Below are 24,205 nucleotides of genomic sequence, written 5' to 3'. Positions count from 1 at the left end.
GCCGGACATGGAAGTTGTCATCCTCCAGGGCAGCAAGCAGATCGGACAGCTCGTCGCCGATGCCATCGAGGCCCTGCTCCGGCGCAAGCCCGCCGCCGTACTGGGCCTCGCCACCGGGTCATCGCCGCTGCCGGTGTACGACGAGCTGGCGGCGCGGCACCAGCGTGACGGGCTGGACTTCAGCAATGCCCATGCCTTTGCCCTGGACGAATACGTGGGGCTGGACCACGGGCATCCGGAGTCCTACAGGCAAGTCATCCGGCGGGAATTCACCAGCCGGGTCAACATCGCCGAAGGCAACGTCCATACGCCTGACGGGGCGGCCGCGGACCTGCCCGCGGCCTGTTCCGCCTACGAGGAGGCCATGCGGGCAGCGGGCGGAGTGGACCTGCAGCTCCTGGGCGTGGGTACGGATGGCCACATCGGCTTCAACGAGCCCGGTTCCTCGCTCGCATCCCGGACCCGCATCAAAACGCTGATCGAGCAGACCCGCCGGGACAACGCCAGGTTCTTTGGCAGCCTGGCAGAGGTGCCGCACCATGTGGTGACCCAGGGGCTGGGCACCATTCTCGAGGCCCGGCACGTTGTCCTCATCGCTACCGGGGCACAGAAGGCACCGTCCGTCCGCGACTTCGTGGAAGGACCCGTCGCCGCCATCTGCCCGGCCTCGGTCCTCCAGTTCCACCCGCACGCCACCATCCTGGTGGATCAGGCCGCGGCATCGTCGCTGAAGCTCGCCGACTTCTACCGGCACACGTACGATCACAAACCTGACTGGCAGGAGCTGTAATTCCGGCCACACACCACGGGCGGGTGCCTAGCGGCGTTGCGCGGAACAGCCGACGGCGGCGGGTGCAGTGAGTGCAAAACGGTCCTCCCGCCGTCGAACGTCCTCCGTCCCGGGACGCTAAGATGGATGCCATGACTAGCATGACGGACCCTCTCGAAAACGACCCGATGCGCGAGCTTTCCGGGGCTGGAACGTCCACGGCAACCATCGAGCGCGAAGAGCTGCGCCAGGAAGTGGAGCCCGGTGACCGGGAACGCTTCTCGCACTACGTGCGCAAGGAAAAAATCATGGAATCCGCGCTGACGGGTGATCCTGTCATTGCCCTCTGCGGCAAAGTGTGGACGCCGGGCCGGGATCCGCAGAAGTTCCCGGTGTGCCCCATGTGCAAAGAGGTTTATGACGGCCTCCGTCCGGGGAACGACGGCGGCAAGGGTCCCGGAGGGGACTCGGGCAACAACAAGTAGTGACGGAGACGCTCTTTGGCGGCCCCACCCTGCCACCGGCCTATCCGGAACGCGCAGCCTGGGGAACCGCCCAAAAACTCCGTGCCTGGCAGCAGCAAGCCCTTGACCTCTACTTCAGGACCGATCCCCGCGACTTCCTGGCCGTAGCAACTCCCGGCGCCGGCAAGACCACCTTCGCGCTGCGAGTGGCCTCCATGCTCATCGAATCAGGGGCGGTCAACCGCGTCACCATCGTGGCGCCCACGGACCACCTGAAACGGCAGTGGGCCGACGCCGCTGCCAAGGTGGGCATCGCCATCGACCCCAACTTCAAGAACTCCGATGGCCAGCACGGCCGCGGTTTCGTTGGCGTCGCTGTCACATACGCGCAGGTGGCCAGCAAACCCATGCTGCACCGCGCCAAGACCGAGGCCGCCCGCACGCTGGTGATCCTTGACGAGATCCACCACGGTGGCGAAGCCCTGTCCTGGGGCGACGGCCTCCGCGAAGCGTTTGACCCTGCGGCACGGCGCCTCTCCCTGACCGGTACGCCGTTCCGCTCCGACACCTCGCCCATCCCTTTTGTTGAATACGCGCAGGACAAGGACGGCATCCGGCGCTCGAAAGCGGACTACACCTACGGCTACGGCAACGCCCTGCGTGACCATGTGGTGCGCCCGGTCATGTTCATGGCCTACTCGGGCCAGATGCGGTGGCGCACCAGTGCCGGCGAGGAAATGGCGGCCTCACTGGGCGAGTCCGCGGTCACCAAGGACATCACGTCGCAGGCGTGGCGGACGGCGCTGAACCCGGCCGGGGAATGGATTCCCGCTGTCCTGGCGGGGGCGGACAAACGCCTCAGCGAAGTGCGCCGCACGGTTCCGGACGCCGGCGGGCTGGTCATCGCCACGGACCACGAGGATGCCAGGGCCTATGCCGGGCAGCTGAAAAGGATCACCGGCGAATCGCCCACCGTGATCCTTTCCGACGACGCCAAGGCCTCCAGCAAGATCGAGGAATTCACCGCGAGCGAGAAACGGTGGATGGTGGCCGTCCGCATGGTGTCAGAAGGCGTGGACGTGCCCCGGCTCTCCGTCGGCGTCTATGCGACGTCCACCTCGACGCCGCTGTTCTTCGCCCAGGCAGTGGGCCGCTTTGTGCGCGCCCGGAAACGCGGCGAAACGGCCTCGGTCTTCCTGCCGTCCGTGCCGACGCTGATGGCCCTGGCCAACTCGATGGAGGCCGAACGCGACCACGCGCTGGACCGCCCTGAGAAAGAAGACAGCGACGGCCTGTTCAATCCCGAGGACTCGCTGATGGAAGAGGCCAACCGGGAGGACAAGGCGTCCGACAGCCTCACCAAGGGCAAGTTCGAGGCCCTCGACTCACAGGCGTCCTTCGACCGCGTATTGTTCGACGGCGGCGAGTTCGGCACCGGGGGAGAAGTGGGCTCGGAGGACGAACTGGACTTCCTGGGCATCCCCGGACTGCTGGATGCCGAGCAGGTGGGGACGCTGCTGCGGCAGCGCCAGCACGAACAGCTCAACCGCAAGAACCGGCGCACACCGGCAGCCGAGCCGGCCACCGCGGCGCCGGCCATACCGGACCACCGGATGCTGATGGACCTGCGCAACGAACTGGCCAAGAACGTGGCGGCCTGGTCGGCGCGGACCGGGACCCCGCACGGTGTGGTGCACACGAAGCTGCGGACCGTCTGCGGCGGCCCTCCAGTGGCCCAGGCGAACGAGGAACAGCTTCAGTCCAGGCTGCGGAAGCTCCAGGACTGGTTCATCGGCCGGAAGTAGTACTTACGCGACTTCGACGCCGCCCAGCTCCATTTCGGCGACGGCATCCTCCAGGTCCTCGGCAATGCCGGCGGTGAGTGAGCGGATGACCGTGACGGAGTAGCCGGCCTGGACCGCGTCCAGCGAGGTGGCCATCACGCAGAAGTCGGTGGCGATCCCCACCACTACAACGTCCTCCACATCGTGGCTTTGCAGCCAGTCGTCCAGTCCGATGGCGTTGTCCGCCGGTGCGTAGGCATCTGCGTCAGCGGGCATGGCGCCCGGCTGCCGTTCCCCTGTGGGGACGGCATCCTCAGGTGCCAGCAGGCCCTCAAAGCCGGAGTACGCCGCGGCGAACTGGCCCTTCTGGAAGTAGGCCTGGATGTATTCGCTGTCCAGGTCCGGATGGAGTTCTGCGCCGCGAGTGCCGGCCACGCAGTGCCGCGGCCAGCTGTCCTTGTGATCGGGCGTGTCGGAAAAATGCGCGCCGGGATCGATGTGCCAGTCCTGGGTGGCAACTATGTGGTCGAACTCATTGTGATGGGCGTCCACGTACTCGCTGATGGCTCCGGCAACACCGGCACCGCCGGCCACGGCCAGGGAGCCGCCCTCGCAGAAGTCGTTCTGGACGTCAACGATGATCAGGGCGCGGGACATCAGTTCTCCTCGTAGATAGTGGGGATGGCAGGCTCGCCGCGCTGCAGGCGGTTGACGACACCGGGCAGTTCGGCCATGGTGTCCGCGTGCCGTTGGCGGGCGCGGACCACACCCTCGTGTCCGGTCCAGCCCGGCAGCAGCTCGCCGTTCTTCATAAACTGCTGAAGCAGCGGCCGGTCGTTGCCGTCGTCTTCGGGGCGGTGGCCGATGCCCACAATTTCCTGGGTAGCCACCCCCCGCTCGTTGAGCTTGCGCAGCGCGTACTTCCGGCCGCCCATGCTGGTTTTGTTCTTGGCGGTTTTCGCCACGGAGACGAAATTGCCGGCGTCGTCGGTGCGGCTGACGAGCTTGTAGACCATGCTCGCTGTGGGTGCACCGGAACCGGTGACCAGCGAGGTGCCCACACCGTAGGAATCCACCGGGGCGGACTGCAGCGCGGCGATGGCGAACTCGTCCAGGTCCGAGGTGACCACGATCTTGGTGTTCACGTTGCCGAGCTCGTCCAGGAGGCGCCGGACCCATTGGGCCTGGGCCACGAGGTCGCCGGAGTCCAGCCGGACGCCTCCCAGCTTGGGCCCTGCCAACTCGACGGCGGCACGCACGGCTGCCTCGACGTCGTACGTGTCCACCAGCAGCGAGGTGCCGGGTCCGAGGGAGGCGATCTGCGCCTCAAACGCTTCCCGCTCGGTGTCGTGGAGGAGCGTGAAGGAGTGCGCGGCGGTCCCTACCGTTTTGATGCCGTACCGGAAGCCGGCCTCGAGATTGGAGGTGCTGTCGAACCCGGCAATGACGGCGGCGCGGGCTGCCGCGACTGCCGATTCCTCGTGGGTCCGCCGGGATCCCATTTCAATGCAGGGCCGGTTGCCGGCCGCGGTGATCATGCGGGAGGCGGCGGAGGCGATGGCACTGTCATGGTTCAGGACCGAGAGCAGGTAGGTTTCCAGCATGCAGGCTTCGGCAAACGTTGATTCGACAATCAGGATGGGGGAGTTGGGGAAGTACGCCTCGCCTTCCGGGTAGCCCCAGATGTCACCGGAAAAGCGGTAGTTCGCCAGGTAGTCCAGGGTGTCCTGGTTGACCACGCCGGTCCGCCCCAGGAAGTCCAGCTCGGCTTCGCCGAACCGGAAGTCGGCGATGCCTTCCAGCAGGCGGCCCGTTCCCGCCACAATCCCGTACCGCCGGCCGTCCGGCAGGCGCCGGGCAAAAGCCTCGAAGACCGACCTGCGGTGTGCGGCGCCCGAGTGCAGGGACGCCTGCAGCATGGTCAGCTCGTAGTGGTCTGTATAAAAGGACGTGCGGGGATGGTCCCAGCTGGCGGAGGTACTCACAAAATTCACTCTAGTGTGCATCCCCATAGAATGGACAGATGACCTTAAGCGTTGCGCTCGGCCCTGATACACAGGAGGGCACCCGGACCGGGACAGAGGCGTCCACGGACTCCCTGACCGCCCCGGACATCCCTTGGAACCTGGTGATCTGGAACGATCCCGTCAACCTGATGAGTTACGTCAGCTATGTCTTCCAAAGCTACTTCGGCTACTCCGAGTCCAAAGCCAACAAGCTGATGATGGAAGTCCACAAAAAGGGCCGGTCCATTGTTGCCCACGGCAGCAAGGAACAGGTTGAGCGGCATGCCGTGGCCATGCACGGCTTCGGCCTCTGGGCCACCGTGGAGAAGGCCACCGGCGGGAATGGTGGAAACTCCAAAAACGCAGGAAAATCCGGCGGGTCCGGGCAGGGCAAGGGGAAACGTGGCTAAGGCATTCAAATACGGGCTCAAGGGCATCACCGGGTTCCTGGAACCCGCCGAACGGGAACTGCTCCGCAGCCTGATCGATGACGTCATCTCCATGCTCCAGCCGGCCGAACACACCAGCCAGGATCCGCTGGCCGCCCTGATCGGACTGGATATGGACGTCCAGGAACCGACGGACCGTGCCGTTAAGCGGTTACTGCCCAACGTGATGAAGAACGACGACGGCGCGTCCCTGGAGTTCCGCCAGCTCACCGAGCGCTCGCTGCGGGAAACCAAGATCGGCGCGCTGCGCGCTGCCGCGCTGGACCTGGACAGGGACGAAGTGGTCCTCACCGCCGAAGGGGCAAGGTTCTGGTCCATGGCCCTGAACGATGTGCGCCTGGTGCTGGCGGAACGCCTGGATATCCGGGATGAAGAGGACGCCGAACACGTGCACCTGATGCAGGACTGGTCCCAGGCCGAGGACGTGGAAAGTTACCTCGCCCTGGTGTACAACTTCACCACGTGGCTGCAGGAATCACTGGTCCAGGCGATGCTCCAGTCCCTGGACTCACGGGCCTGAACTGCTGTCCTGGTCCGGGATTCGACCGCCACTGTGACAAAATTGACATGAGTCGGGCGCCACAATGTGATGGCTGCGGCCCCGGGGAAGACCTATCCTCGAATAATCATGACTACAGCCTCGAGCATGGATCCGTCAGGCGCAGCCGCATCGGACTCCGCAGCCAGCAGCACCACCGCCCAGGTGGGGTCCCGCCCCATCGGCATCTTTGATTCCGGTGTCGGCGGACTGACCGTGGCGCGGTCCATCATCGACCAGCTCCCCAACGAGTCCATCCTCTATGTGGGGGATACCGCCAACGGGCCCTACGGGCCCTTGCCCATTGCCGAAGTGCGCGCCAACGCCCTGGGCGTGATGGACGAACTGGTGGACTCCGGCGTCAAGCTGCTGACCATTGCCTGCAACTCGGCGTCGGCCGCTGTCCTGAGGGACGCCCGCGAGCGGTACACGGCGAAATACGGCATCCCCGTCATCGAGGTGATCCAGCCGGCCGTCCGGCGGGCTGTCGCTGCCACCCGCAGCGGGCGTATCGGCGTCATCGGAACCTCCGCCACCGTTGGTTCACGGGCTTACGAAGACACGTTTGCCGCCGCGCCGGACCTGGCCATCACGTCCGTGGCCTGCCCCGAGTTCGTGAGCTACGTGGAGGCCGGGATCACCACCGGACCCGCCTTGCTGGCTATTGCCGAAGAGTACCTGGCGCCGCTGAAGGCGGCAGGCGTGGACACCGTGGTGCTGGGGTGCACGCACTATCCGCTGCTGACCGGCGTCATTTCCTTCGTGATGGGTGACGCCGTGACGCTCGTGTCCAGCGCGGAGGAAACGGCGAAGGACGTGTACCGGGCCCTCGCCACTCACGACCTTCAGCGCACTGCTGTAGCACCGCCGGAACACCACTTCATCGCCACCGGTGACGCCGGCCAGTTCGAAACGCTGGCCCGCCGTTTCCTGGGGCCGGAGGTCCTGTCCGTCCGGCACGTGGACCATGTGGCGGCCCAATACCCCACCGGCAGCCTGGCACGGATCACCCCCGAGATGATCGCGGCCGCGCAGACCGCCAGCGCCCGGCAGTCGTCGTCGGGACCTCGGATTTCGAACTTTGTGGGCGCCCATCGGGCCGGAGGACCTGCCCTGTGAAGCTCACCATCGTCGGCTGCACCGGCTCGTTTCCCGGCCCGAGCTCGCCGGCGTCCTGCTACCTCCTGACCGCCAACGACGGCGAGCGGACGTGGAAGATCGTGATGGACCTTGGCAGCGGAGCCCTTGGCGCCATCCAGCGATACACGGACCTTGAGGACATCGACGCGATCTTCCTCACCCACCTGCACCCCGACCACTGCATGGACTTGTGCGGCCTGCACGTGGCCGTCCGCTGGAAGCCCGGCGGCTGGGGACGAGGCAGGATTCCGGTGTGGGGCCCCGCCGCGACGGCGGACCGGATGGCCACCGCCTACGGCCTGGAACTCGATCCGGGGATGCACGAGGAATTCGACTTCACGAACTGGACCGAACGGGAATCCGTCACGGTGGGGCCGTTCACGGTGACGCCGTTCGCGGTGAACCACCCCGTGGAGGAGGCCTACGCCCTGCGGGTGGAAGTGACCGAACCGGACAAGCAAGGCAACACTGTCAGCCGGATCCTGACGTATTCCGGGGACACCGATTCCTGCGCAGGACTGGAGGAAGCGGCAAAGGACGCTGACCTGTTCCTGTGCGAGGCCGCCTTTGAGGAAGGCCGCGACGACGACATCAAGGATGTCCACCTGACCGGAAAGCGTGCCGGCGAGGCCGCGGAGAGCGCGGGCGCACGCCGGCTGTTGCTCACGCACATCCCCGTCTGGACATCGCCCACCACTGTTATGGCCGAAGCGCGCCCCGTGTTCGGCGGCGACGTGGCCGTTGCCGTGGCCGGTGTGCACTACACCGTCTGACCCGCTGCCCCTCTGGTCCAGTGCAATGGCTGGCCCGCTGCACGCTCTGCGGCGGGACGGCTCGTCGTGAGTCGATAAGCTAAAGGCATGACTTCTGAAGCAACCGCAGTGCCCGTAGTGCGCGCCGATGGCCGCGCCCCCGACCAGCTCCGCCCCATCAGCATCACCCGCGGATGGTCCAAGCAGGCCGAGGGATCGGCCCTCATCGAGTTCGGCAACACCAGGGTCCTGTGCACGGCGTCCCTGACGGCGGGCGTGCCGCGCTGGCTCAAGGGCGAAGGCCGCGGCTGGGTCACGGCGGAGTACGCCATGCTTCCCCGGGCCACCAACACCCGTTCTGACCGCGAATCTGTCAAGGGGAAAATCGGCGGGCGGACCCACGAGATTTCCCGGCTGATCGGACGCTCGCTGCGTTCCATCATTGACACCAAGGCATTGGGCGAAAACACGATCGTCCTGGACTGCGACGTCCTCCAGGCCGACGGCGGAACGCGCACCGCGGCCATCACCGGCGCCTACGTGGCACTGGCGGACGCCATCCGCTTCGCCCGCGACAACAAGCTGATCGCCAAGAACGCCCAGCCCCTGATCGACACGATCGCAGCGGTTTCGGTGGGCATCATCGACGGCGTGCCCATGCTGGACCTGCCCTACGTTGAGGACGTCCGCGCCGAAACCGACATGAACGTGGTGGTCACCGGATCCGGGAAGTTCGTGGAAGTCCAGGGCACCGCAGAGGGTGCTCCCTTCGACCGGGACGAGCTGAACCAGCTGCTGGACCTGGCCCTCCTGGGCACCACCGCACTGGCGGCGATCCAGCGCGAAACCCTCGCCGACGCACTGTGAACCAGGACACTGTGAACCCGAACGCTGAACCTGACGGCGCGCCCGTACCGCGCCTCGTCCTGGCCACGCACAACAAGGGCAAGCTCAGGGAGCTCCGGGAGCTGCTGCGCGGACAGGTCCCCGGGCTCGACGTCGACACGCAGGTGGTGGACGCCGCGGCGGTGGGTGCGCCAGACGTCGTCGAAACCGGCGTGACGTTCGCCGAAAACTCGCTGTTGAAGGCGCGGGCCGTTGCGGAGGCCACTGGGCTGGTGGCCATCGCCGACGATTCGGGGCTGGCCGTCGACGTGCTGGGCGGGGCGCCCGGAATTTTTTCCGCGCGCTGGTCTGGCCGGCACGGTGACGACGCCGCCAACCTGAGGCTTTTACTGGACCAGCTTGCCGATGTCCCGGACGGGCACCGGGGAGCGGCATTTGTCTGCGCTGCGGCACTGGCGGTCCCCGGGCCGGGTGCCGCGAGCCGTGAAGTGGTGGAATACGGCCAGCTTGAGGGGTCCCTTCTGCGCGAACCCCGCGGTGACGGTGGCTTCGGCTACGACCCCGTGCTGCGGCCGGCCGGCGAGGACCGCAGCTGCGCTGAATTGTCACCGGAAGAAAAGAACGCGATCAGCCACCGCGGGAAGGCCTTCCGGGCCCTCCTGCCGGCCATCGTCGGCGCGCTCGCCCGCCAGTGACCTAACGGGAGTTCACCGTCCAGATATCGCGCCCAAAAGCCGTTAGAAATGCCGATATCTGGACGGTGACTCCGGGCGGAGTGGCCGGGGAGTAGTGACAGGCTGCGTGGTGGGGGCTCAGTGGTCCCGGTGGGTCTTCCGCTCGGCCTCGGGTTCGTGTTCCTCAATGAATTCCTCGACGGCGTCCGTGCCGAACTTGGCAGCCTGGCGCTTGGCGGAAATTCCGCGGAGTACTTCGATGCCGATGGGAATCACGGAGACCAGCACGATGACGATGAAGATGATGTCCAGGTTCTCCCGGACCCACGGGACCCTGTCACCGAGCAGGTAGCCCAACAGCGTGACGCCGCTGCCCCACAGGACCGCGCCGATCACGTTGAACAGGAAGAACTTCTTTTTGTTCATCTGGGCCACGCCAACGATCACGGGCACGAAGGTCCGGATGATCGGCACGAAGCGGGCGAGGATCAGTGCCTTGCCGCCGTGCTTTTCGAAGAAAGCATGGGCGTTCTCCACGTTTTCGCGCTTGAAGAGGCGGGAGTTCGGCTTATTGAAGATAGCGGGGCCGGCCTTGGAACCGATCAGGTAGCCGGTCTGGTTGCCGATGATGGCGGAAATGGTGATCAGGAGCGCCAGGAGCCAGACATTGAACTGGATGGTGTCCGTTGCCACCAGCAGCCCCGCCGTGAACAGCATCGAATCGCCGGGAAGGAAGAATCCCACCAGCAGGCCCGTTTCGGCGAAGACAATTCCGCAGACCAGCAGCACCACCCAGGGCGCAAGTGCTGGATCGGCCAAGAAAATCTGGGGGTTCAGCCAGTCGGGCAGGAACGATGCCAGCTGCGGCTGGACCGGTCCTGCACCACCCAGCATGGGCACGGCAAGGTCGCTGATCGCAAGAAAGTTCACCTACTCAGGGTACTTGACGCACCCTCGCTACCCGGCGTCGTCCGCGTGATATCCGCGACAGGGCCGCCCCGGTGACACGGGAACGGCCCTGCACGGCGGTAAAGTATGGGCCGTGGGTTTGGACTTTACGGCGATCGACTTCGAGACAGCCAATGGCTTCCGGGGTTCACCGTGCGCGGTTGGCCTGACGAAGGTGCGGGGCGGGCGCGTGGTGGATGAGGCGTCGTGGCTGATGCGGCCGCCGGTCAACCACGACCACTTCGAGTACCACAACGTCAGGGTCCACGGCATCAAGGCCACGGACGTGGCCGGCCGTCCCCGCTTCGGTGAGCTGTTCCCGGAGATTGGTGCCTTCATCGGGGACGACATCCTGGCGGCGCATAACGCGGCCTTTGACCTTGGAGTGATCCGGTCAGGGCTTGAGGTCTCCGGCCTGCCCGGCCCTGCCTACGACTACGTCTGCACGGTGATGCTGGCCCGGCGGTGCTACTCCCTCGTCTCCAATTCCTTGCCGTTCGCCGCAGAGGAAGCCGGTGTGCCGCTGGTCAACCATCACGATGCCGCAGAAGACGCCCGTGCCTGCGCCGGCATCCTGATCGACATCGCTGCCCGGAACAACGCCAACAGCATTGCCGAGCTCTACCTGTCGCTGGGCCTGGTCCTGCCGCACCAGGAGGCGTTTGACCCGGCGCACGATGTCCTGTCCAAAGCCAGCCTTACCGCCCTTGCCGGCGCCGCTGGCGGAAACAGCGCCGCGCTGGTGCGCCCGTTCCTGTCCGGGTGGCCGGAGGAGGGCGACAACCCCGTCCCCAATGCCGACGCCGAACCGTCCCACCCGCTGTACGGCCAGACCGTTGTCTTCACCGGCGAGCTCTCCATGGCCCGGCCGGAAGCGAAGGTGCGTTCGGCCGAGCTGGGTGCCCGGCCGGAAAGCCGGGTAACCGCCCGCACCACGGTGCTGGTGGTGGGTGACGGCTTTGTGGCCGCGGACCTGCGGTCCGGCAGGCTGACCGGCAAGGCCCGGCGCGTCCTGGAGCTCCACGACCGCGGCCAGCCCATCGAAGTACTCTCCGAAGGCGAGTTCCTGCAGATGGTGGGCGGCTGAGCCGCACTGCGTTCATCCGGCGCAACAAATCTTCCCTGCGGCGTGCCCGGCTCCTAGCCTTGCAGGATGAGCAAACTAACGGACGGCCAAACAACCGGAATCAACTGGTCCGCCGTGTTCGCCTTTCCCAACCCCGTCAATGAATACGCGGCCCGGATCACCGCCGGCCTGGTGGTGCTCCTCGCGGGCGCCACACTGCTGAGCGGGTCCGTTTGGGGACTCGTGCTGATCGCCGCGGGCTTCTGGCTGCGGGTGCTCTTCGGCCCACGGATTTCGCCGCTGGCCCTGCTCTCCGTCAAGGTCCTGGCACCCCGTCTGGGCCGCGTTCGCCTGGTTCCCGGACCGCCCAAGCGTTTTGCCCAGGGCATGGGGACCGTAGTCTCCACCACGGCGCTGATCCTGTTCCTTGCCGGTGCCGCCCCGGCAGCGTGGATTGCGCTGGCAATACTCATCGCGGCTGCCTCCCTGGAGGCCTTCGCCGGATTCTGCCTGGGCTGCGTCATCTTCGGAGTGCTGCAGCGCCGGGGCCTGATCCCGGAGGGCATCTGCGAGGCCTGCAACAACGTCGCGCTCAGGCGGTCGTAACGCCCACCAGAAGGTCGGCCATGCCGCGGATGACGTCCGGCCCTTCGAGTGCGTCGAGCCATTCCGGGGGCAGGCACTCTTCGCCGTAGTAGGCGCCCAGGATGTTTCCGCCGATGGATCCCGTGGAATCGCTGGCGCCGCTGTGGTTGACGGCCAGCGCCATGGCCGCCCGGAAATGGTCTTGCGGCGACAGTGTGGAGTCCGCATCCGGCGCTGTGGCCAGGACAGTGTAAAGCCCGACGGCGAACGCCTCCTCCGCGACCCAGCCCTCGCCGAGCTGCCGAACCAGTTCCTCCGGCGACAGGTCGCCTGTTCCCGCACAGCGGATGGCCGCTTCAAGCCGCTCGGGAAGTTCCGCCGCCACATCCTTCAGGCCACGGACTTCGGCCAGGACCGCCGCCGCCGCGTCCGCCAGGGTGTCACCGGCCACCAGGCGGTGGATCAGCAGGCTGAAGCTGCCGGCACTTTGCCGTGCGGACGGATGGCCGTGCGTCAGGGAGGCGGCGTCGGCACTCAACTTATAGACGGCGTCGGACGCTATGAAGGGAATCAGGCCGAACGGTGCCGACCTCATCACCGTTCCGCGGCCCTTCGAGTCCGGGTTCACCGGCCGGTAAACCGTGCCCATCTCCCCGGTGGCCAACCCGCTGATACACGCGTTTCCCGGAGCGCGGCGGTGCCTCAGGACCTCATGACCGTCGATCCACCGAGGCGGCTGCGACGGGGCCTGCGGCGGTAAGGACTCGCCCTGGGTGGCCAGCCAGCGGAGATAGGCCAGCCACAGGCAGGCGTTCGCGTCGGCACCCACGCCGTCATTGGCCCATTCGAGCACCTCCACCAGCCCGTCCACGGTGTACAGCGTCAGCTGCGTGTCGTCCGAAAAGTGACTGCCGCCGTCGAGCGCGGAGAAGTCTGTCAGGCCGTCCGGGCCGAAGCGGCTGCGGATCGCTTCCACGGAGTCGAACTCCACCGCGTAGCCCAGCGAGTCGCCCAAGGCCCCGCCCAGGAGGCAGCCGTGGATGCGGGACTTCAGCGGGGGCGCGGCAACGGCGCCCGGTTCAATGCTCATGACAGTAAATTTACCGTGGGGCGGAGGTGGAACGCGCCGGGGCGCCACGCCGTCCGTCCACTAAGCTCGGACTCAGCCAACGCCCAGAATCCCTTGGCAGAATGCAAAGGCACCAAACCCCAACGAAAAGGATTGCCCCACCATGACCACGCCTGTGCCCGTCCACCGTGACCCCGCCCCCGGGCTGACTGCCGGCAGCGGTGCCGAAATCCGGTACGGGCTTGTGTCCAGGCTGTCTGCCGAAGCCTTTGGCAGCCTTTTCATCGTGGTGGCAGGCCTGGGCGTGCCGCTGTTCTCCATCCCGCAGTCCAGCCCGCTGCCCGCCGCGCTCGCAGCAGGCCTGGCAGTGACCGCGGCGATGCTGGCCTTCGGCTACGTTTCCGGCGGACACTTCAACCCGGCGGTGACCGTTGGCCACGCCGTTGCCGGCCGGATCCGGCTCGGTGACGCCGCTGCTTACATCGGCGCGCAGCTGGTGGGCGGGCTCCTGGGCGCCCTCGCACTCTTCGGCATCCTGCGCACACTGCCGGGCATCCAGGACAGCCGGACGGCGTTCGACACCGTGACCGCCGGATTCGGCGAACATTCCATCATCCAGGCGCCCCTCGCCGGCGTGCTCCTGCTGGAAGTGCTCGGGGCCGCCATCCTGGTTGCAGTCTTCCTGGGCACCACCGCACGCAACAACGTCAACAAGACGGCAGCCGCCGTAGCCGTGGGCCTCGCCTGCGCTGTCCTGCTGCAGCTGGGCCTGTCCGTGGGCAATGCGCCGTTCAACCCCGCCCGCGCTACGGCCTCGGCCGTCTTCAGCTCCAGCTGGTCCCTTGAGCAGCTGTGGCTTTTCTGGGTTGCTCCCTTGGCGGGCGCAGCCATCGCCGGGCTGGTCTTCCGGGGGTTCGCCGAGCCGGTTGCTGCCGTTACTGCTTCAGACGCTGACGGACCAGTATATGACGACAGTGCCGCCGTCGGCGGTGCTGCCGACGACGTTGAGGATTTTGACGACGACGAGGATGCCGACGTCGTCGAAGAGGCCGCCGAGGTGCCGGCCAAGGCAGCTGCCCCGGCCAAGGCCGCACCGGTTCATTCCGCCGCGGACGAGCCGGACAACCGCGACGAGGCCCAGGAATTCTTCGACGGAAAGCGCGGCTAGCTGGCCTGACTGGGCAACGGCCTGTTGCGGCGGTTTCCTAAACTGTCGGTGGCAGCCGCTAGCGTAAGAATATGCGGTTATTGCACACTTCGGACTGGCACTTGGGCAGGTCCTTCCATGGCGTCGGGATGCTGGACGCCCAGCGGTCATTTGTTGATCAGCTCGTCAGCGCCGTCACCGGAAACGCCGTTGACGTTGTCCTGATCGCCGGCGATGTCTACGACCGCGCCCTGCCCGGTGTCGACGTCGTGGGGCTGTTGGACGATGCCCTGGTGCGGCTCACGGCGGCCGGCGCCACTGTGGTGCTGACATCCGGCAACCACGACTCCGCCATCCGGCTGGGCTTCGCCTCCCGGCTGCTGGAACGTGGCGGCGTCCACTTGCGGACCCGGCTGTCGGACCTGGACCAGCCAGTCGTCCTGCCCCTGGAGACGGGTGACGGCGGGACTCCGGGCGCTGTCCTGGCCATCTATGGAATCCCCTGGCTGGAACCGCGCCTCGTCGCCGAACAACTCGGTGCAGAAACCGCCAGCCACTTCGAAGTCACCCGCGCCGCCACTGACCGCATCCGGGCAGACCTCGCGGAGCGCAGCGCAGCGGGAACCGTCCATTCGGTGGTCCTCGCCCACACGTTCGCCAGCGGAGGGATCAGCTCAGACAGCGAACGGGACCTCAGCATCGGGGGAGTCGGAGCCGTGCCCCTGGACCTCTTCGACGGATTCAGCTACACCGCGCTGGGGCACCTGCACGGCCGCCAGACCCTGTCGCCGCAGGTCAGGTACTCGGGTTCGCCCGTGGCCTACTCGTTCTCCGAAGCCAAGCACACCAAGGGCAGCTGGCTGATCGACGTCGGCCCGGACGGTGTGACCGGCGTATCGGAACTGTCGTGGGAAGCCCCGCGGAAGCTGGCTGTGCTCCGCGGCGATATCTCGGAACTCCTGGAGTCCGCGGAACATTCCTGGGCCGAAGGGGCGTTCTGCCAGATCACCCTGACGGATGAGCAGCGGCCCGCGCAGGCCATGGAGCGGCTGCGGGCCCGTTTTCCGGACACGCTGGTCCTCGGCTTTGATCCGCAGGGCGGCACCGTCAAGGCGTCCAAGAGCTACAGCAGCCGCCTCGCCGAAGCCCAGGATGATCTCTCGCTCTGCTGCGGATTCCTCGATCATGTGCGGGGGCGGGACGCGGACGACGCCGAGCGGTCGGCTATCGCCGCGGCGCTGGATAACGTACGCCTGACGGAGGGATCGCTATGAGGATCCACCGCCTTGCCATCTCCGCCTTCGGGCCCTTTGCGGGCACCGAGGAAATCGACTTCGACAGGTTGAGCGCCCACGGGCTCTTCCTCCTCAACGGCCCTACCGGAGCAGGCAAGACCAGCGTGCTGGACGCTGTCTGCTTTGCGCTGTACGGATCCGTGCCGGGGGCGCGCCAGGAGGGTAAGCGCCTGCGCAGCGATCATGCCGAGCCGTCGCTCGAACCGGCGGTAACCTGCGAGTTTTCCGCTCAGGGCCGCCACTTCGAAGTCACCAGGTCGCCGGCCTGGGATAAACCCAGTGCCCGGGGGAAGAACGGCTTCACCACACAGCAGGCCAAAACGCTCCTCCGGGAACGCGTCAGCGGGACGTGGACGGAGAGATCCGGACGCAATGACGAAGCCGGCGCTGAAATCACCGCCCTGCTGGGAATGGACCGGGAACAGTTCACCCGCGTGGTGATGCTGCCGCAGGGCGATTTTGCCGCCTTCCTGCGGTCCAAGGCAGCCGATCGCCTGGAACTGCTGCAGAAGCTCTTCGGCACCCAGCGGTTCGAGGCCCTGGAACAGGAATTGGCGGCGCAGGCGCAGGCCGCGCGGAACGATGTTGCCCGGCTGAACGCGGAGCTTGAGCTGCTGGCGGCGCGGGCGGAAGCCGAGGCCGCCGCGCTGGCCATTGACGATTCCGCAGCTCCTGCCCAGGAGGAATCTTCTGCCCGGATCGAATGGCTGCAGGAATCAGTGGCCCACCGCGCAGGGGAACTGGCTGCTGCGGCGGAGGCTGCAGCAGCTGTCAGTAGGCACACCTCCGGCCGGCTGGAGAGCGAGTCCGCGCGGCGGGAACGGCACCGCAAACTGGCAGCCGCCGAGGCCAGGAAGGCAGCCGCAGAGGCAACCCTGCCGTCACTGGAGGTCCATGCCGCCCGCCTCGAACAGCACCGCCGCGCCGAGGTGCTCTCGGGCCAGCTGCATGCAGTCCAGTCCAGCCAGACCCAGGTCCGGCACGCGGCGGGAGCCATGGAATCCGCCATCACACTGCTGCGCATGGCGGCGGATGAAGACCCCGAACTGGACCAGCTGGACCTTGGCGCCTGGGATGCGGACCACTCCGATGGCGGGGTCTCCGCCGCAGGGGCCCTTGATATCGCTGGTGAGCTCAGCCTGCTCCGGTCCTTGTTGGCCGTTGTGGAAGCAAGATTGCCGGACGAAGAACGCCTCCATTCACTCGTTGCCAGGCGTGCCGCACTCAGCACGAAGCAGCAGGAACTCACCCAAAAGGACATTGACCTGGGCGTTTCGCTGCAGGCCCTCCGCACGGAGCAGGAAACCCTGACGGCGGGCCTCGAGCCCCTGACGGAACTGGCCTCAGCCGCCATCCTGCACGCCAAGGAAGCCGCTGCGGCTGAGGAACTTCTTGACGTCGTCCGGCGCTACGCGGCTGCACGGGCGGCGCAGGGGCTCGCCACGGAGCGCCACTCGGCGTCCCGGGAGATCCAGCTCGAGAAGAAACTCCGCTGGCTGGACCTGCGCGAGGAAAGACTCGCCAACGCCGCCGCCGAACTCGCTGCGCAGCTGGCCGAGGGAGAGGCGTGCCCGGTTTGCGGCAGTGCGGACCACCCGGCTCCCGCGGAGGCTGCGGCGTCAGCGGTGGGCCTCAGCCAGGCCGAGGAAGCTGCCCAGCAGGACCATGAGGCCGCAGAGACAAAGCTGGCAGCGCGTGCCCGTGAGTTGGGCGACGCGAACCAGTTGGTGGCTGTCCTTGAAGGCCAAGGAGGGGACACGCCCGAAGAGGATGCGTTTGCGGCCTTCGAGTCTGCCTGCACCGCCGCCGACGAGTCGCAGCTGGCGGTGAAAAACCTCGCTGACCTCCGGCAGCAGCTTGAGGCAGCCGAAGCCAGATTTACCGCAGCGGATTCCGCCAGGCAAAGAGCAACATCCGAACTCGCGCAGGTCACCGTTGAATTGTCGGGACTCGTGGACCAGCTGGCGTCGCTTGACGAGGCGCTCTCCGGCCTGCGTGGCGGCCACCGCAGCCTCACACGCCGGCTGCGGTCGGTGCAGGAAGCTGCCGCCACACTGGAGAAGGCCGTGGAGGCCCAGGCCTTGCTCAGCAGGGCCAGGGCCAGGGCCGAGGAAGCGCGGATCCAGCTTGACCTGGCGTTGCCGGAGGCTGGTTTCAGTTCTGACCTTGAAGCCCGGGCGCAGCTGCTGTCGGCCACCGACGCCGATGCCCTGCTGGCTGAGGTCCGGGCCGGGCACGACGAACAGGCGCGGATTGCCGAGTTGTTCGCATCCGAGGATCTGCTGCTGGCACGGACGGAAGCCGCAGCCCATCCAGCGGTGGATGAAGCCCTCATTGCGGAGCTGCAAACCGTCGCGGAGCAGGCCGGGGAGGAGGCGCGCGCCGCCGATCTCGCCGCCGGTATGGCCGTGCGCTGTGTGGAATCGCTGGCCGCTGTCCGCAATGACTACGAACGGCTTGCCGGTTCCGGGCGGGTTCCGCGGGAGCGCGCCCAGCTGCTTACAGCCCTGGCTGATACCGCCGCAGGCCGGGGAGACAACACGTACCGCATGAGCCTGAACAGCTACGTCCTCGCGGCACGGCTTGAACAGGTGGCGTTGGCTGCTTCCGAACGCCTGGTGGCCATGAGCGATGGCCGCTACCTGCTACAGCATTCAGACGCCAAGGCCGCGCGGGGCGCGAAATCCGGGTTGGGCCTTGAAGTCGTGGACCAGTGGACCGGGCACCGCCGGGATACTTCCACCCTTTCCGGCGGCGAGTCCTTTATGGCGTCCCTCTCACTCGCCCTGGGGTTGGCAGACGTTGTGCAGCAGGAGTCCGGCGGCATCCAGATCGAGACGCTCTTTGTGGACGAGGGTTTCGGCAGCCTGGACGAACAATCCCTGGAACAGGTGATGGATGCCCTCGAAGGCCTTCGCGACGGCGGGCGCGTTGTGGGTCTCGTCAGTCATGTGGGGGAAATGAAACAGCGTATCGGAACCCAGCTCCAGGTCCTCAAGGGCCGGAACGGTTCCACCCTCCGCATTTCCGACGCCGCCGAAGCGCTGGTGTGACGGCGGCCATGCCGGGGTGGACTGGCCCCAGCCGGCCTCTATAATTGGATAGTTACCGGGTCGCGCGCATCGGGAGGAGGGACGATGCGCATTACTGAACGAGCCCGGAACCTTGAACTCTTCAACAATGTCCTTCTTGCCTGCTTCCGTGGAAGCGCCTCTCGCTCCTGACACTGCGCCTGCCTCCGCTGCACCATCCTCCGCTGCACCAGCCTCCGTTGCGCTGGCTCCGCCCACCGGGCGGTTCGCCAGGCTCCCGCACCTCGCAGGCCGCAGCTTTATCCCGCTGGGCCTGTTCGCCCGGCTTCCCCTGGCCATGCTGACTGTCGGTGCCCTGACCCTCGTCACGTCCGTGACCGGCTCGTACGCGCTGGGTGGCACAGTTGCCGGTGCTGTGGGGATCGGCTCAGCCCTGGGCGCCCCGGTCTTTGGAGCGCTCGCAGACCGCAGGGGGCAGCGGCCCGTCCTCCTGGTGGCGGCCGTGCTTAACACGTTGGCGGTGCTGGCGCTGATCGGCACGGCCTTGGCTGCGCCCGAAGCCGGATTCTTTCCCGGTGCCGTGATCGCCGCCGCATTCCTTGCCGGTGCCAGCTGCCCGCAGGTAGGGCCGCTGGCCAGGGTGCGCTGGATGGCGCTCACCTCGCGGGGCAAGGAAGCGAAGGGCGGCAGGGATCTGGACACGGCCCTGTCGTACGAAGGCACGGCTGATGAGCTGACGTTCGTGCTGGGACCGGCTCTGGTGGGTATCCTGGCCAGCCTGGTGGCCCCTTGGCTGCCGTTGGCCCTGGCCGCAGCCATGACCATCACGCTGGTGCCCGCCTTTGCCGTGCACTCCACCCACAAGGCGGTTCCCCTGAACCGGGGCTCGGCAGCTTCGCGCAAGGCTGCGAGGATTCCCACCGTCGTCGCACTGCCCGTCCTGGCGATGGTGGCCATGGGCACTTTCTTCGGGTCCGCCCAGACGGCTTTGAGCTCCTTCTCCGCCAGTTTCGCCACCTCGGAGATCGCCGGACTGCTGTATGCGGTCATGGGACTGAGTTCGGCCGCCGCAGCCCTGTCCGTGGCGTACTGGCCCCAGCGCTTCACTCCCGCCGCCCGGTGGCTGATTAGCGCGGCACTCATGACGGTGCTCGCGCTGCTGCTTCTGGTGCCCGGATCGTTGGGCGGCATGATTGCGGTGCTTCTGGTCCTGGGATTGCCCGTGGGCCCCGTGATGGTCACGGTCTTCGCGATTGGAGGCCTGGTGGCGCCGGTGGAAAGGCTCGGGACCGTGATGACAGCTCTGGCAAGCGGGATCGTGGCGGGCACCGCACTGGGGGCCGCCGTTGGTGGCCAGCTGGCGCAGGCCCACGGCTACCACGCAGCCTTCATTGTGCCTGTGATTGCCGCCGGCGGCCTGCTGGTGCTTGGTGGCGCGGCCGCCGTCATTCTCCGCAAACGCCACTGATCGACGCCGGGCGCTGGTCACGGCCAGGCGGCGTGTGCAATGGTCAGCCCAGCTGGGCCTCAATGCGCGCGGCACCCGCCATCAGCGCAGCGGCGATTTCGTCCGGATTCTGGGCTGCCCGGATATAGACGACGGCCAGCGCGGCTGGCCGTCCGGCAGGGACCATGACCGGAACTGCCACGGAGGAGACTCCGGCGATGACTTCATCGTGGCTGGCGGCATAGCCCAGCTGCCGCGCGGTTCCCGCCTCGGGCCGGTAGGGGATTCCCGGGGCTGCCGCATGCCACTCAGCTTCTGAATAGGCGGACTGGATCGCAATTCCAGGGGCACCGGCGCTGATGGGATGCCGGGAGCCGGGGTGCTGGACGATGGCGGCGCCGGTATGCCGCGGGTCCACGGTGACCAGCGTGACACAGTCATCGCGGTCCCAGACGGCCACAAAGGCACTCATGGTCAGGGAGTTCGCGAGTTGCGTCAGTTCCGGCAGTGCCGCCGTCTGCAGGTTGCGGGCAACCCCACGCGCCAGGACAGCCAGCCCGGGCCCCGGCTGGACTCTGCCCGCGTCATCGCGCACCAGCAAGGAGTGGTCCTCCAGGGTCCGCAGGATCCGGTAGGCCACGGAACGGTGAACCCCCATGGCGTCGGCAAGTTCCGCAATGGTCAAGGGAGTCTCCGCGGCCGCCAGGATTTCCAGCGCACGGATTCCGCGCGACAGGGTCTGGGACGGCGAAGCCTGAGCTGCTCCGGCGGGGACTGCGGTGGACGTCATGGGTCCCATCCTAGGCGGCTGCACGGGCGCTGCCGGGTGCCGTGACGGTGCTTCCCTCGCTTGGACTGCGTGCGGATTTCGAAAAGCCCTGTGCTGATTCCGAAAAGGAAGTTCAACTATGGAACTGACTCGCATCAACTGTGGAACTGATCCGTGCGGAGAATCAAGAAAAAGAGTGCGTTTCATCACATCTTCGCGTAACGTCATACTAACTGACCGTTCGATCAGTAAATCGGACGGCCCAAATCCACCGTCGGCAGCCGTTATCCCCAACCAGGCTGCCCCAAGCCACGGAGTTCCAATGACCGAAACTTCACGCGTCGATTCCGAGGCGGGCCCGAGCAGCAAGCACGAGGAACGCAAGGTCCTCGCAGCAACGCTGGTCGGCACCACCATCGAGTGGTACGACTTCTTCATCTTCGCCCAACTGACGGGTACCCTGCTGTCCCCGCTGTTCCTGGCTCCGCTGAACGAATCCAATCCGGGCCTGGCCCAGATCCTGTCCTTCGCGCTGATCGGCATCAGCTTCCTGTTCCGCCCGCTGGGTGCAGTGGTTGCCGGCCACCTTGGTGACCGGCTCGGACGCAAGGCCATGCTGGTCTTCACCCTCCTGATGATGGGCGCAGCCACCTCTCTGATCGGCATGCTGCCGACGTACGCGCAGATCGGCGTCTGGGCCCCCATCCTGCTGATCATCCTCCGCATTGCCCAGGGCTTCTCCGCCGGCGGTGAATGGGGCGGCGCTGCCCTGATGGCAGTGGAGCACGCCCCCAAGAGCCGGCGCGGCGTGTTCGGCGCGTACCCGCAGATCGGCGTCCCGGTCGGCATGATCCTGGCCACCGGCCTGCTCTTCATACTCAACTCGAACATGTCCAAGGAAGACTTTGCTTCGTGGGGCTGGCGGGTTCCGTTCCTGCTGTCCATCGTGCTGATTGTGGTGGGATACCTGATCCGGCGGGCCGTGGCCGAGAGCCCCGTTTTCCAGGAGATGGCGGCCCGAAAGGCCGAAAGCAGGGCGCCGCTCAGCGAGCTCATTCGTAGCCACAAGAGGCCAGTCCTCTACTCGACCATGATCTTCATCGCCAACAATGCCGCTGGCTACCTGTTGATCGCTTTCTTCATCTCCTACGCCACCAGGACGCTGAAGATGCCGGTCCCGGAAATCCTGCTCGCCACCACCCTCGCCTCCTTCGGCTGGCTGATCTTCACGCTCGCCGGCGGCTGGCTCTCAGACCGGATCGGCCGGGTCAAGACGTTCCTGATCGGGTATGCGATCATCTTCGTCTGGATGATCCCGATGTTTGCCCTGATCGACACCAGGAACATCTGGCTTTACGGCGTGGCGCTCTTCGTCCTGACCATCGGACTCGGTCTGTCCTACGGCCCCATGTCGGCGATGTACGCCGAGATGTTCCCGGCCAATGTCCGCTACTCGGGCATCTCCATCGGGTACGCGTTCGGTGCGATCCTGGGTGGTGCTTTCGCCGCAACCATTGCCGAGACTCTGCTGCAGAGCACCAAATGGACCGGATCCATCGGCATCTACATCATGATCCTGTGCGTGATTTCGGCTGTCGGGGTTGTGCTTGCCAAGGAGACGAAGGGCAACCCGCTGGGCGTCAGCAGCCACCACTAAAAGTTGTGCGCATCGCAGAACGGCGGGTTCGGGCCAGCTGGCCTGGACCCGCCGATTGGCTTTCCGGGCCCGGTGTTGCCGTCGGGCCTACTGGTTCAGCCTGCTGATGGCGTCCTCATCAGCCAATTGTTCGAAGTGCCGGTAGAAGCTGCCAACGGCGCGGAACTTGCCCGGCAGATGCAGGCACAGCACGGCGTCGCACACCCGCGACACGGCCGTGTAGGCTTCCACCGAACCCACCGGCGCTGCGGCGACGACGCGTGCCGCACCACCGGAACGGGCTGCCTCGGCGGCAGCGCGCATGGTGGCTCCGGTGGCCAGGCCGTCGTCGAGCAGTAGAACCGTTTGACCGGTGAGGTCGTTGCTGATCCCCGGGTAAGTCGCGGCCCGGCGGAGCAGCTCGGCCCTCTCGCGTTTCTCCACTTCGTCCAGCCACTCCTGGCGGACGCCGTGGTCCAGAATGCGGGTGATCAAGGGACGGTTGAGCAGGCGCACTATCCGGCCTCCCGACCAGGCCAGCGCACCGAACGCTGTTTCGTCGTGGCCGGGGATGCCGAGTTTCCGGACCAGAACGGCGCCGAGTGGCAGGTACAGGGCCTTGGCAGCCGCGGCGGCCACAGGGATGCCGCCGCGGGCCAGCCCCAGGACGATGGTGTCGGGGCGTTCCCGGAACTGCGTGAGCACCGCCGCCAGCCGTTCACCGGCATCGGTGCGGTCTTCAAAACGCGTGCTCATTGTTCCCTCTCCGGCCGTCTCCGCCACGCTTCCAGCCTACCTTCTGCTGCCGCGCCGGGAACCGGGGATACTTCCTCCCACCGCTGCTCAGTTACGAGAGGGCGGCGGTAACAGCCTTGGTGATTTCCTTGATCACGACAGTCCGTTCCGGGATGTCGCTCAGGTCGGCACCCTTCGTGAAAACCACCAGCACGTAGCTGCCGGAGGACATCAAGAGGACGGCGGCGTCGTGGAGTTCGTTATCGAGCAGCCCGTATTTGTGGAAGACGGTGACGCCGTCCGGAACTGCGGCCGGAATGAGGTTTTCGTAGTTGGTGTCCTGCATGTAGGACAGGAGCTGCTCCGTATGCTCCTGGTCCAGGAGCCGGCCCTCGAACAGTTCCGCCAGGATATGGGCCATCTCGGCGGTCGAAAGCGTATTCACCTCGGGGTCATACGTGACGTCGATGGAGGCGGCATACTCCGAAAGTTCGGAAAGGCCCACGGCGTCCATCAGCAGGCTCCACGATTCGTTGTTGCTGTCCTGGACCATCGCCTGGATCTGGAACTCCGAGGTGAACGCGCCCAGCGGATCATCGAGGGACGCTGAACCCTCCTCCACGAGGTGGTAATAGGCCGCAGCGGTCAGGATCTTGGCCGTGCTCGCTGCCTCGAACGGTTCCTCCACGCCGTACTGGTGCACGTCCCCGCCGTCGGTAGCCATCAGCGCAGCACCCACCTGGTACTGGCTCTTGGCGCCGATGATGGCATCGATGGCTGCGTCCAGGCCCGCGTCAATCGGGGCGGAGCTTGCAAAGGTGTCGATGCCAATTGATGCGCGCGATGCCGCACCCTGCCCGGGCCGGGCAGGGGCCAGCATGTAGACGGCAGCGATCAGGACGACGCCGAGGAAACCGGCGGCAGCCACCAGGGCGGAACGGCGGCGTAGGGCGGCGACCGTGCGGCGGGCGCGCGGCTGGGAAGAATCGTGCATCTGACGATCCAAGCAGCGGAACCTATGCGGGAGCTATGAAATCCCTGTCAGGGATCAGCC

Annotated in this window: 23 protein-coding genes; 16 read left to right on the top strand and 7 right to left on the bottom strand. The window is 66.5% G+C overall.

Annotated elements, in window-relative coordinates:
* Positions 1–7 precede the first annotated feature (7 nt).
* The 3 genes from nagB to ACX80M_RS04025 all read left to right on the top strand — a co-directional run bounded on the left by nagB (position 8) and on the right by ACX80M_RS04025 (position 3,038).
* Positions 8–790, top strand: a complete 783-nt coding sequence (gene nagB / locus ACX80M_RS04035) for a glucosamine-6-phosphate deaminase (RefSeq protein ID WP_252600073.1) — start codon at positions 8–10, stop codon at positions 788–790.
* A 122-nt stretch (positions 791–912) separates the two neighbouring features.
* Positions 913–1,254 (top strand): DUF3039 domain-containing protein, encoded by a 342-nt coding sequence (locus tag ACX80M_RS04030; protein ID WP_056349372.1) that lies wholly within the window; start codon positions 913–915, stop codon positions 1,252–1,254.
* Complete coding sequence (locus ACX80M_RS04025; RefSeq protein WP_252600072.1) at positions 1,254–3,038, top strand: DEAD/DEAH box helicase; 1,785 nt, start codon at positions 1,254–1,256, stop codon at positions 3,036–3,038. The genes ACX80M_RS04030 and ACX80M_RS04025 overlap by 1 nt, the downstream gene beginning before the upstream one ends.
* A 3-nt stretch (positions 3,039–3,041) precedes the next feature.
* Here ACX80M_RS04025 and ACX80M_RS04020 read toward each other — a convergent pair whose 3' ends face one another.
* Both ACX80M_RS04020 and ACX80M_RS04015 read right to left on the bottom strand, forming a co-directional pair.
* Complete coding sequence (locus ACX80M_RS04020) at positions 3,042–3,674, bottom strand: isochorismatase family protein (RefSeq protein ID WP_248760022.1); 633 nt, start codon at positions 3,672–3,674, stop codon at positions 3,042–3,044.
* Positions 3,674–5,002 carry a nicotinate phosphoribosyltransferase gene (locus tag ACX80M_RS04015; RefSeq protein WP_252600071.1) on the bottom strand — a complete coding sequence of 443 codons (1,329 nt, stop codon included), beginning with the start codon at positions 5,000–5,002 and terminating at the stop codon, positions 3,674–3,676. Before ACX80M_RS04015 ends, ACX80M_RS04020 begins: the two co-directional genes overlap by 1 nt.
* Before the next feature lie 38 nt (positions 5,003–5,040).
* On the opposite strand from ACX80M_RS04015, the gene clpS reads away from it, so the two are divergent.
* The 6 genes from clpS to rdgB all read left to right on the top strand — a co-directional run bounded on the left by clpS (position 5,041) and on the right by rdgB (position 9,443).
* The gene (gene clpS, locus ACX80M_RS04010) at positions 5,041–5,433 is read left to right on the top strand and encodes an ATP-dependent Clp protease adapter ClpS (RefSeq protein ID WP_252600070.1); all 393 of its coding nucleotides are present in this window, start codon (positions 5,041–5,043) and stop codon (positions 5,431–5,433) included.
* On the top strand, positions 5,426–5,992 hold the full coding sequence (locus ACX80M_RS04005; RefSeq protein WP_141140950.1) for a DUF2017 domain-containing protein: 567 nt from the start codon (positions 5,426–5,428) through the stop codon (positions 5,990–5,992). The genes clpS and ACX80M_RS04005 overlap by 8 nt, the downstream gene beginning before the upstream one ends.
* A 69-nt stretch (positions 5,993–6,061) precedes the next feature.
* Entirely contained in the window at positions 6,062–7,129 is a 1,068-nt protein-coding gene (murI, locus tag ACX80M_RS04000) for a glutamate racemase (RefSeq protein WP_252609862.1), read from the top strand.
* Positions 7,126–7,923 (top strand): MBL fold metallo-hydrolase, encoded by a 798-nt coding sequence (locus ACX80M_RS03995; protein ID WP_252609863.1) that lies wholly within the window; start codon positions 7,126–7,128, stop codon positions 7,921–7,923. The genes murI and ACX80M_RS03995 overlap by 4 nt, the downstream gene beginning before the upstream one ends.
* A gap of 87 nt (positions 7,924–8,010) precedes the next feature.
* Positions 8,011–8,769, top strand: a complete 759-nt coding sequence (gene rph / locus ACX80M_RS03990) for a ribonuclease PH (protein WP_058932038.1) — start codon at positions 8,011–8,013, stop codon at positions 8,767–8,769.
* A complete protein-coding gene (gene rdgB / locus ACX80M_RS03985) occupies positions 8,766–9,443 on the top strand; it encodes an RdgB/HAM1 family non-canonical purine NTP pyrophosphatase (protein ID WP_252600066.1) in 678 nt (225 codons plus the stop codon). Before rph ends, rdgB begins: the two co-directional genes overlap by 4 nt.
* Before the next feature lie 117 nt (positions 9,444–9,560).
* On the opposite strand, the gene ACX80M_RS03980 is transcribed toward rdgB, so the two are convergent.
* Complete coding sequence (locus tag ACX80M_RS03980) at positions 9,561–10,337, bottom strand: DedA family protein (RefSeq protein ID WP_252600144.1); 777 nt, start codon at positions 10,335–10,337, stop codon at positions 9,561–9,563.
* Positions 10,338–10,464: 127 nt separating this feature from the next.
* Here ACX80M_RS03980 and ACX80M_RS03975 point away from each other — a divergent pair, with 127 nt between their 5' ends.
* Positions 10,465–11,457 (top strand): 3'-5' exonuclease, encoded by a 993-nt coding sequence (locus ACX80M_RS03975; protein WP_459308944.1) that lies wholly within the window; start codon positions 10,465–10,467, stop codon positions 11,455–11,457.
* A gap of 66 nt (positions 11,458–11,523) precedes the next feature.
* A complete protein-coding gene (locus ACX80M_RS03970) occupies positions 11,524–12,042 on the top strand; it encodes a DUF4395 domain-containing protein (RefSeq protein ID WP_252609869.1) in 519 nt (172 codons plus the stop codon).
* On the opposite strand, the gene ACX80M_RS03965 is transcribed toward ACX80M_RS03970, so the two are convergent.
* Positions 12,029–13,111: an ADP-ribosylglycohydrolase family protein gene (locus tag ACX80M_RS03965; protein ID WP_252609870.1), complete on the bottom strand. Its 1,083-nt coding sequence runs from the start codon at positions 13,109–13,111 to the stop codon at positions 12,029–12,031. The two genes, ACX80M_RS03970 and ACX80M_RS03965, sit on opposite strands and share 14 nt — an antisense overlap.
* A 142-nt stretch (positions 13,112–13,253) precedes the next feature.
* On the opposite strand from ACX80M_RS03965, the gene ACX80M_RS03960 reads away from it, so the two are divergent.
* From ACX80M_RS03960 to ACX80M_RS03945, 4 genes are all read left to right on the top strand, one after another.
* Positions 13,254–14,258, top strand: a complete 1,005-nt coding sequence (locus ACX80M_RS03960; protein WP_252613458.1) for an aquaporin — start codon at positions 13,254–13,256, stop codon at positions 14,256–14,258.
* Positions 14,259–14,329: 71 nt separating this feature from the next.
* Positions 14,330–15,511: an exonuclease SbcCD subunit D gene (locus ACX80M_RS03955; RefSeq protein ID WP_252600061.1), complete on the top strand. Its 1,182-nt coding sequence runs from the start codon at positions 14,330–14,332 to the stop codon at positions 15,509–15,511.
* On the top strand, positions 15,508–18,585 hold the full coding sequence (locus ACX80M_RS03950; RefSeq protein ID WP_459308940.1) for an AAA family ATPase: 3,078 nt from the start codon (positions 15,508–15,510) through the stop codon (positions 18,583–18,585). The genes ACX80M_RS03955 and ACX80M_RS03950 overlap by 4 nt, the downstream gene beginning before the upstream one ends.
* Before the next feature lie 127 nt (positions 18,586–18,712).
* Positions 18,713–20,032: an MFS transporter gene (locus ACX80M_RS03945; RefSeq protein ID WP_459308938.1), complete on the top strand. Its 1,320-nt coding sequence runs from the start codon at positions 18,713–18,715 to the stop codon at positions 20,030–20,032.
* 43 nt (positions 20,033–20,075) lie between these two features.
* On the opposite strand, the gene ACX80M_RS03940 is transcribed toward ACX80M_RS03945, so the two are convergent.
* Positions 20,076–20,801 (bottom strand): IclR family transcriptional regulator, encoded by a 726-nt coding sequence (locus ACX80M_RS03940; RefSeq protein WP_252600058.1) that lies wholly within the window; start codon positions 20,799–20,801, stop codon positions 20,076–20,078.
* A 301-nt stretch (positions 20,802–21,102) separates the two neighbouring features.
* On the opposite strand from ACX80M_RS03940, the gene ACX80M_RS03935 reads away from it, so the two are divergent.
* Positions 21,103–22,437 (top strand): MFS transporter, encoded by a 1,335-nt coding sequence (locus ACX80M_RS03935; protein WP_248760052.1) that lies wholly within the window; start codon positions 21,103–21,105, stop codon positions 22,435–22,437.
* Positions 22,438–22,524: 87 nt separating this feature from the next.
* Here ACX80M_RS03935 and ACX80M_RS03930 read toward each other — a convergent pair whose 3' ends face one another.
* Together ACX80M_RS03930 and ACX80M_RS03925 are read right to left on the bottom strand one after the other, a co-directional pair.
* Positions 22,525–23,172, bottom strand: a complete 648-nt coding sequence (locus ACX80M_RS03930; protein WP_459308935.1) for a phosphoribosyltransferase — start codon at positions 23,170–23,172, stop codon at positions 22,525–22,527.
* 91 nt (positions 23,173–23,263) lie between these two features.
* Entirely contained in the window at positions 23,264–24,145 is an 882-nt protein-coding gene (locus tag ACX80M_RS03925; RefSeq protein ID WP_459308933.1) for a serine hydrolase, read from the bottom strand.
* Positions 24,146–24,205: the final 60 nt, after the last annotated feature.

The organism is Pseudarthrobacter sp. MDT1-22 (genome assembly GCF_054511035.1).
This window is presented reverse-complemented; position numbering and strand designations above follow the sequence as displayed.

What these genes read in the sequence shown, in the direction of transcription:
- ACX80M_RS03935 (WP_248760052.1), top strand. Translation starts at nt 21,103, where the DNA reads ATGACCGAAACTTCACGCGTCGATTCCGAGGCGGGCCCGAGCAGCAAG.
- ACX80M_RS03940 (WP_252600058.1), bottom strand. Translation starts at nt 20,801, where the DNA reads ATGACGTCCACCGCAGTCCCCGCCGGAGCAGCTCAGGCTTCGCCGTCC.
- ACX80M_RS03960 (WP_252613458.1), top strand. Translation starts at nt 13,254, where the DNA reads ATGACCACGCCTGTGCCCGTCCACCGTGACCCCGCCCCCGGGCTGACT.
- murI (WP_252609862.1), top strand. Translation starts at nt 6,062, where the DNA reads ATGGCTGCGGCCCCGGGGAAGACCTATCCTCGAATAATCATGACTACA.
- ACX80M_RS03965 (WP_252609870.1), bottom strand. Translation starts at nt 13,111, where the DNA reads ATGAGCATTGAACCGGGCGCCGTTGCCGCGCCCCCGCTGAAGTCCCGC.
- nagB (WP_252600073.1), top strand. Translation starts at nt 8, where the DNA reads ATGGAAGTTGTCATCCTCCAGGGCAGCAAGCAGATCGGACAGCTCGTC.
- clpS (WP_252600070.1), top strand. Translation starts at nt 5,041, where the DNA reads ATGACCTTAAGCGTTGCGCTCGGCCCTGATACACAGGAGGGCACCCGG.
- ACX80M_RS03945 (WP_459308938.1), top strand. Translation starts at nt 18,713, where the DNA reads ATGTCCTTCTTGCCTGCTTCCGTGGAAGCGCCTCTCGCTCCTGACACT.
- ACX80M_RS03950 (WP_459308940.1), top strand. Translation starts at nt 15,508, where the DNA reads ATGAGGATCCACCGCCTTGCCATCTCCGCCTTCGGGCCCTTTGCGGGC.
- ACX80M_RS03955 (WP_252600061.1), top strand. Translation starts at nt 14,330, where the DNA reads ATGCGGTTATTGCACACTTCGGACTGGCACTTGGGCAGGTCCTTCCAT.
- ACX80M_RS03970 (WP_252609869.1), top strand. Translation starts at nt 11,524, where the DNA reads ATGAGCAAACTAACGGACGGCCAAACAACCGGAATCAACTGGTCCGCC.
- ACX80M_RS04030 (WP_056349372.1), top strand. Translation starts at nt 913, where the DNA reads ATGGATGCCATGACTAGCATGACGGACCCTCTCGAAAACGACCCGATG.
- rph (WP_058932038.1), top strand. Translation starts at nt 8,011, where the DNA reads ATGACTTCTGAAGCAACCGCAGTGCCCGTAGTGCGCGCCGATGGCCGC.
- ACX80M_RS03925 (WP_459308933.1), bottom strand. Translation starts at nt 24,145, where the DNA reads ATGCACGATTCTTCCCAGCCGCGCGCCCGCCGCACGGTCGCCGCCCTA.
- ACX80M_RS04020 (WP_248760022.1), bottom strand. Translation starts at nt 3,674, where the DNA reads ATGTCCCGCGCCCTGATCATCGTTGACGTCCAGAACGACTTCTGCGAG.
- ACX80M_RS03930 (WP_459308935.1), bottom strand. Translation starts at nt 23,172, where the DNA reads ATGAGCACGCGTTTTGAAGACCGCACCGATGCCGGTGAACGGCTGGCG.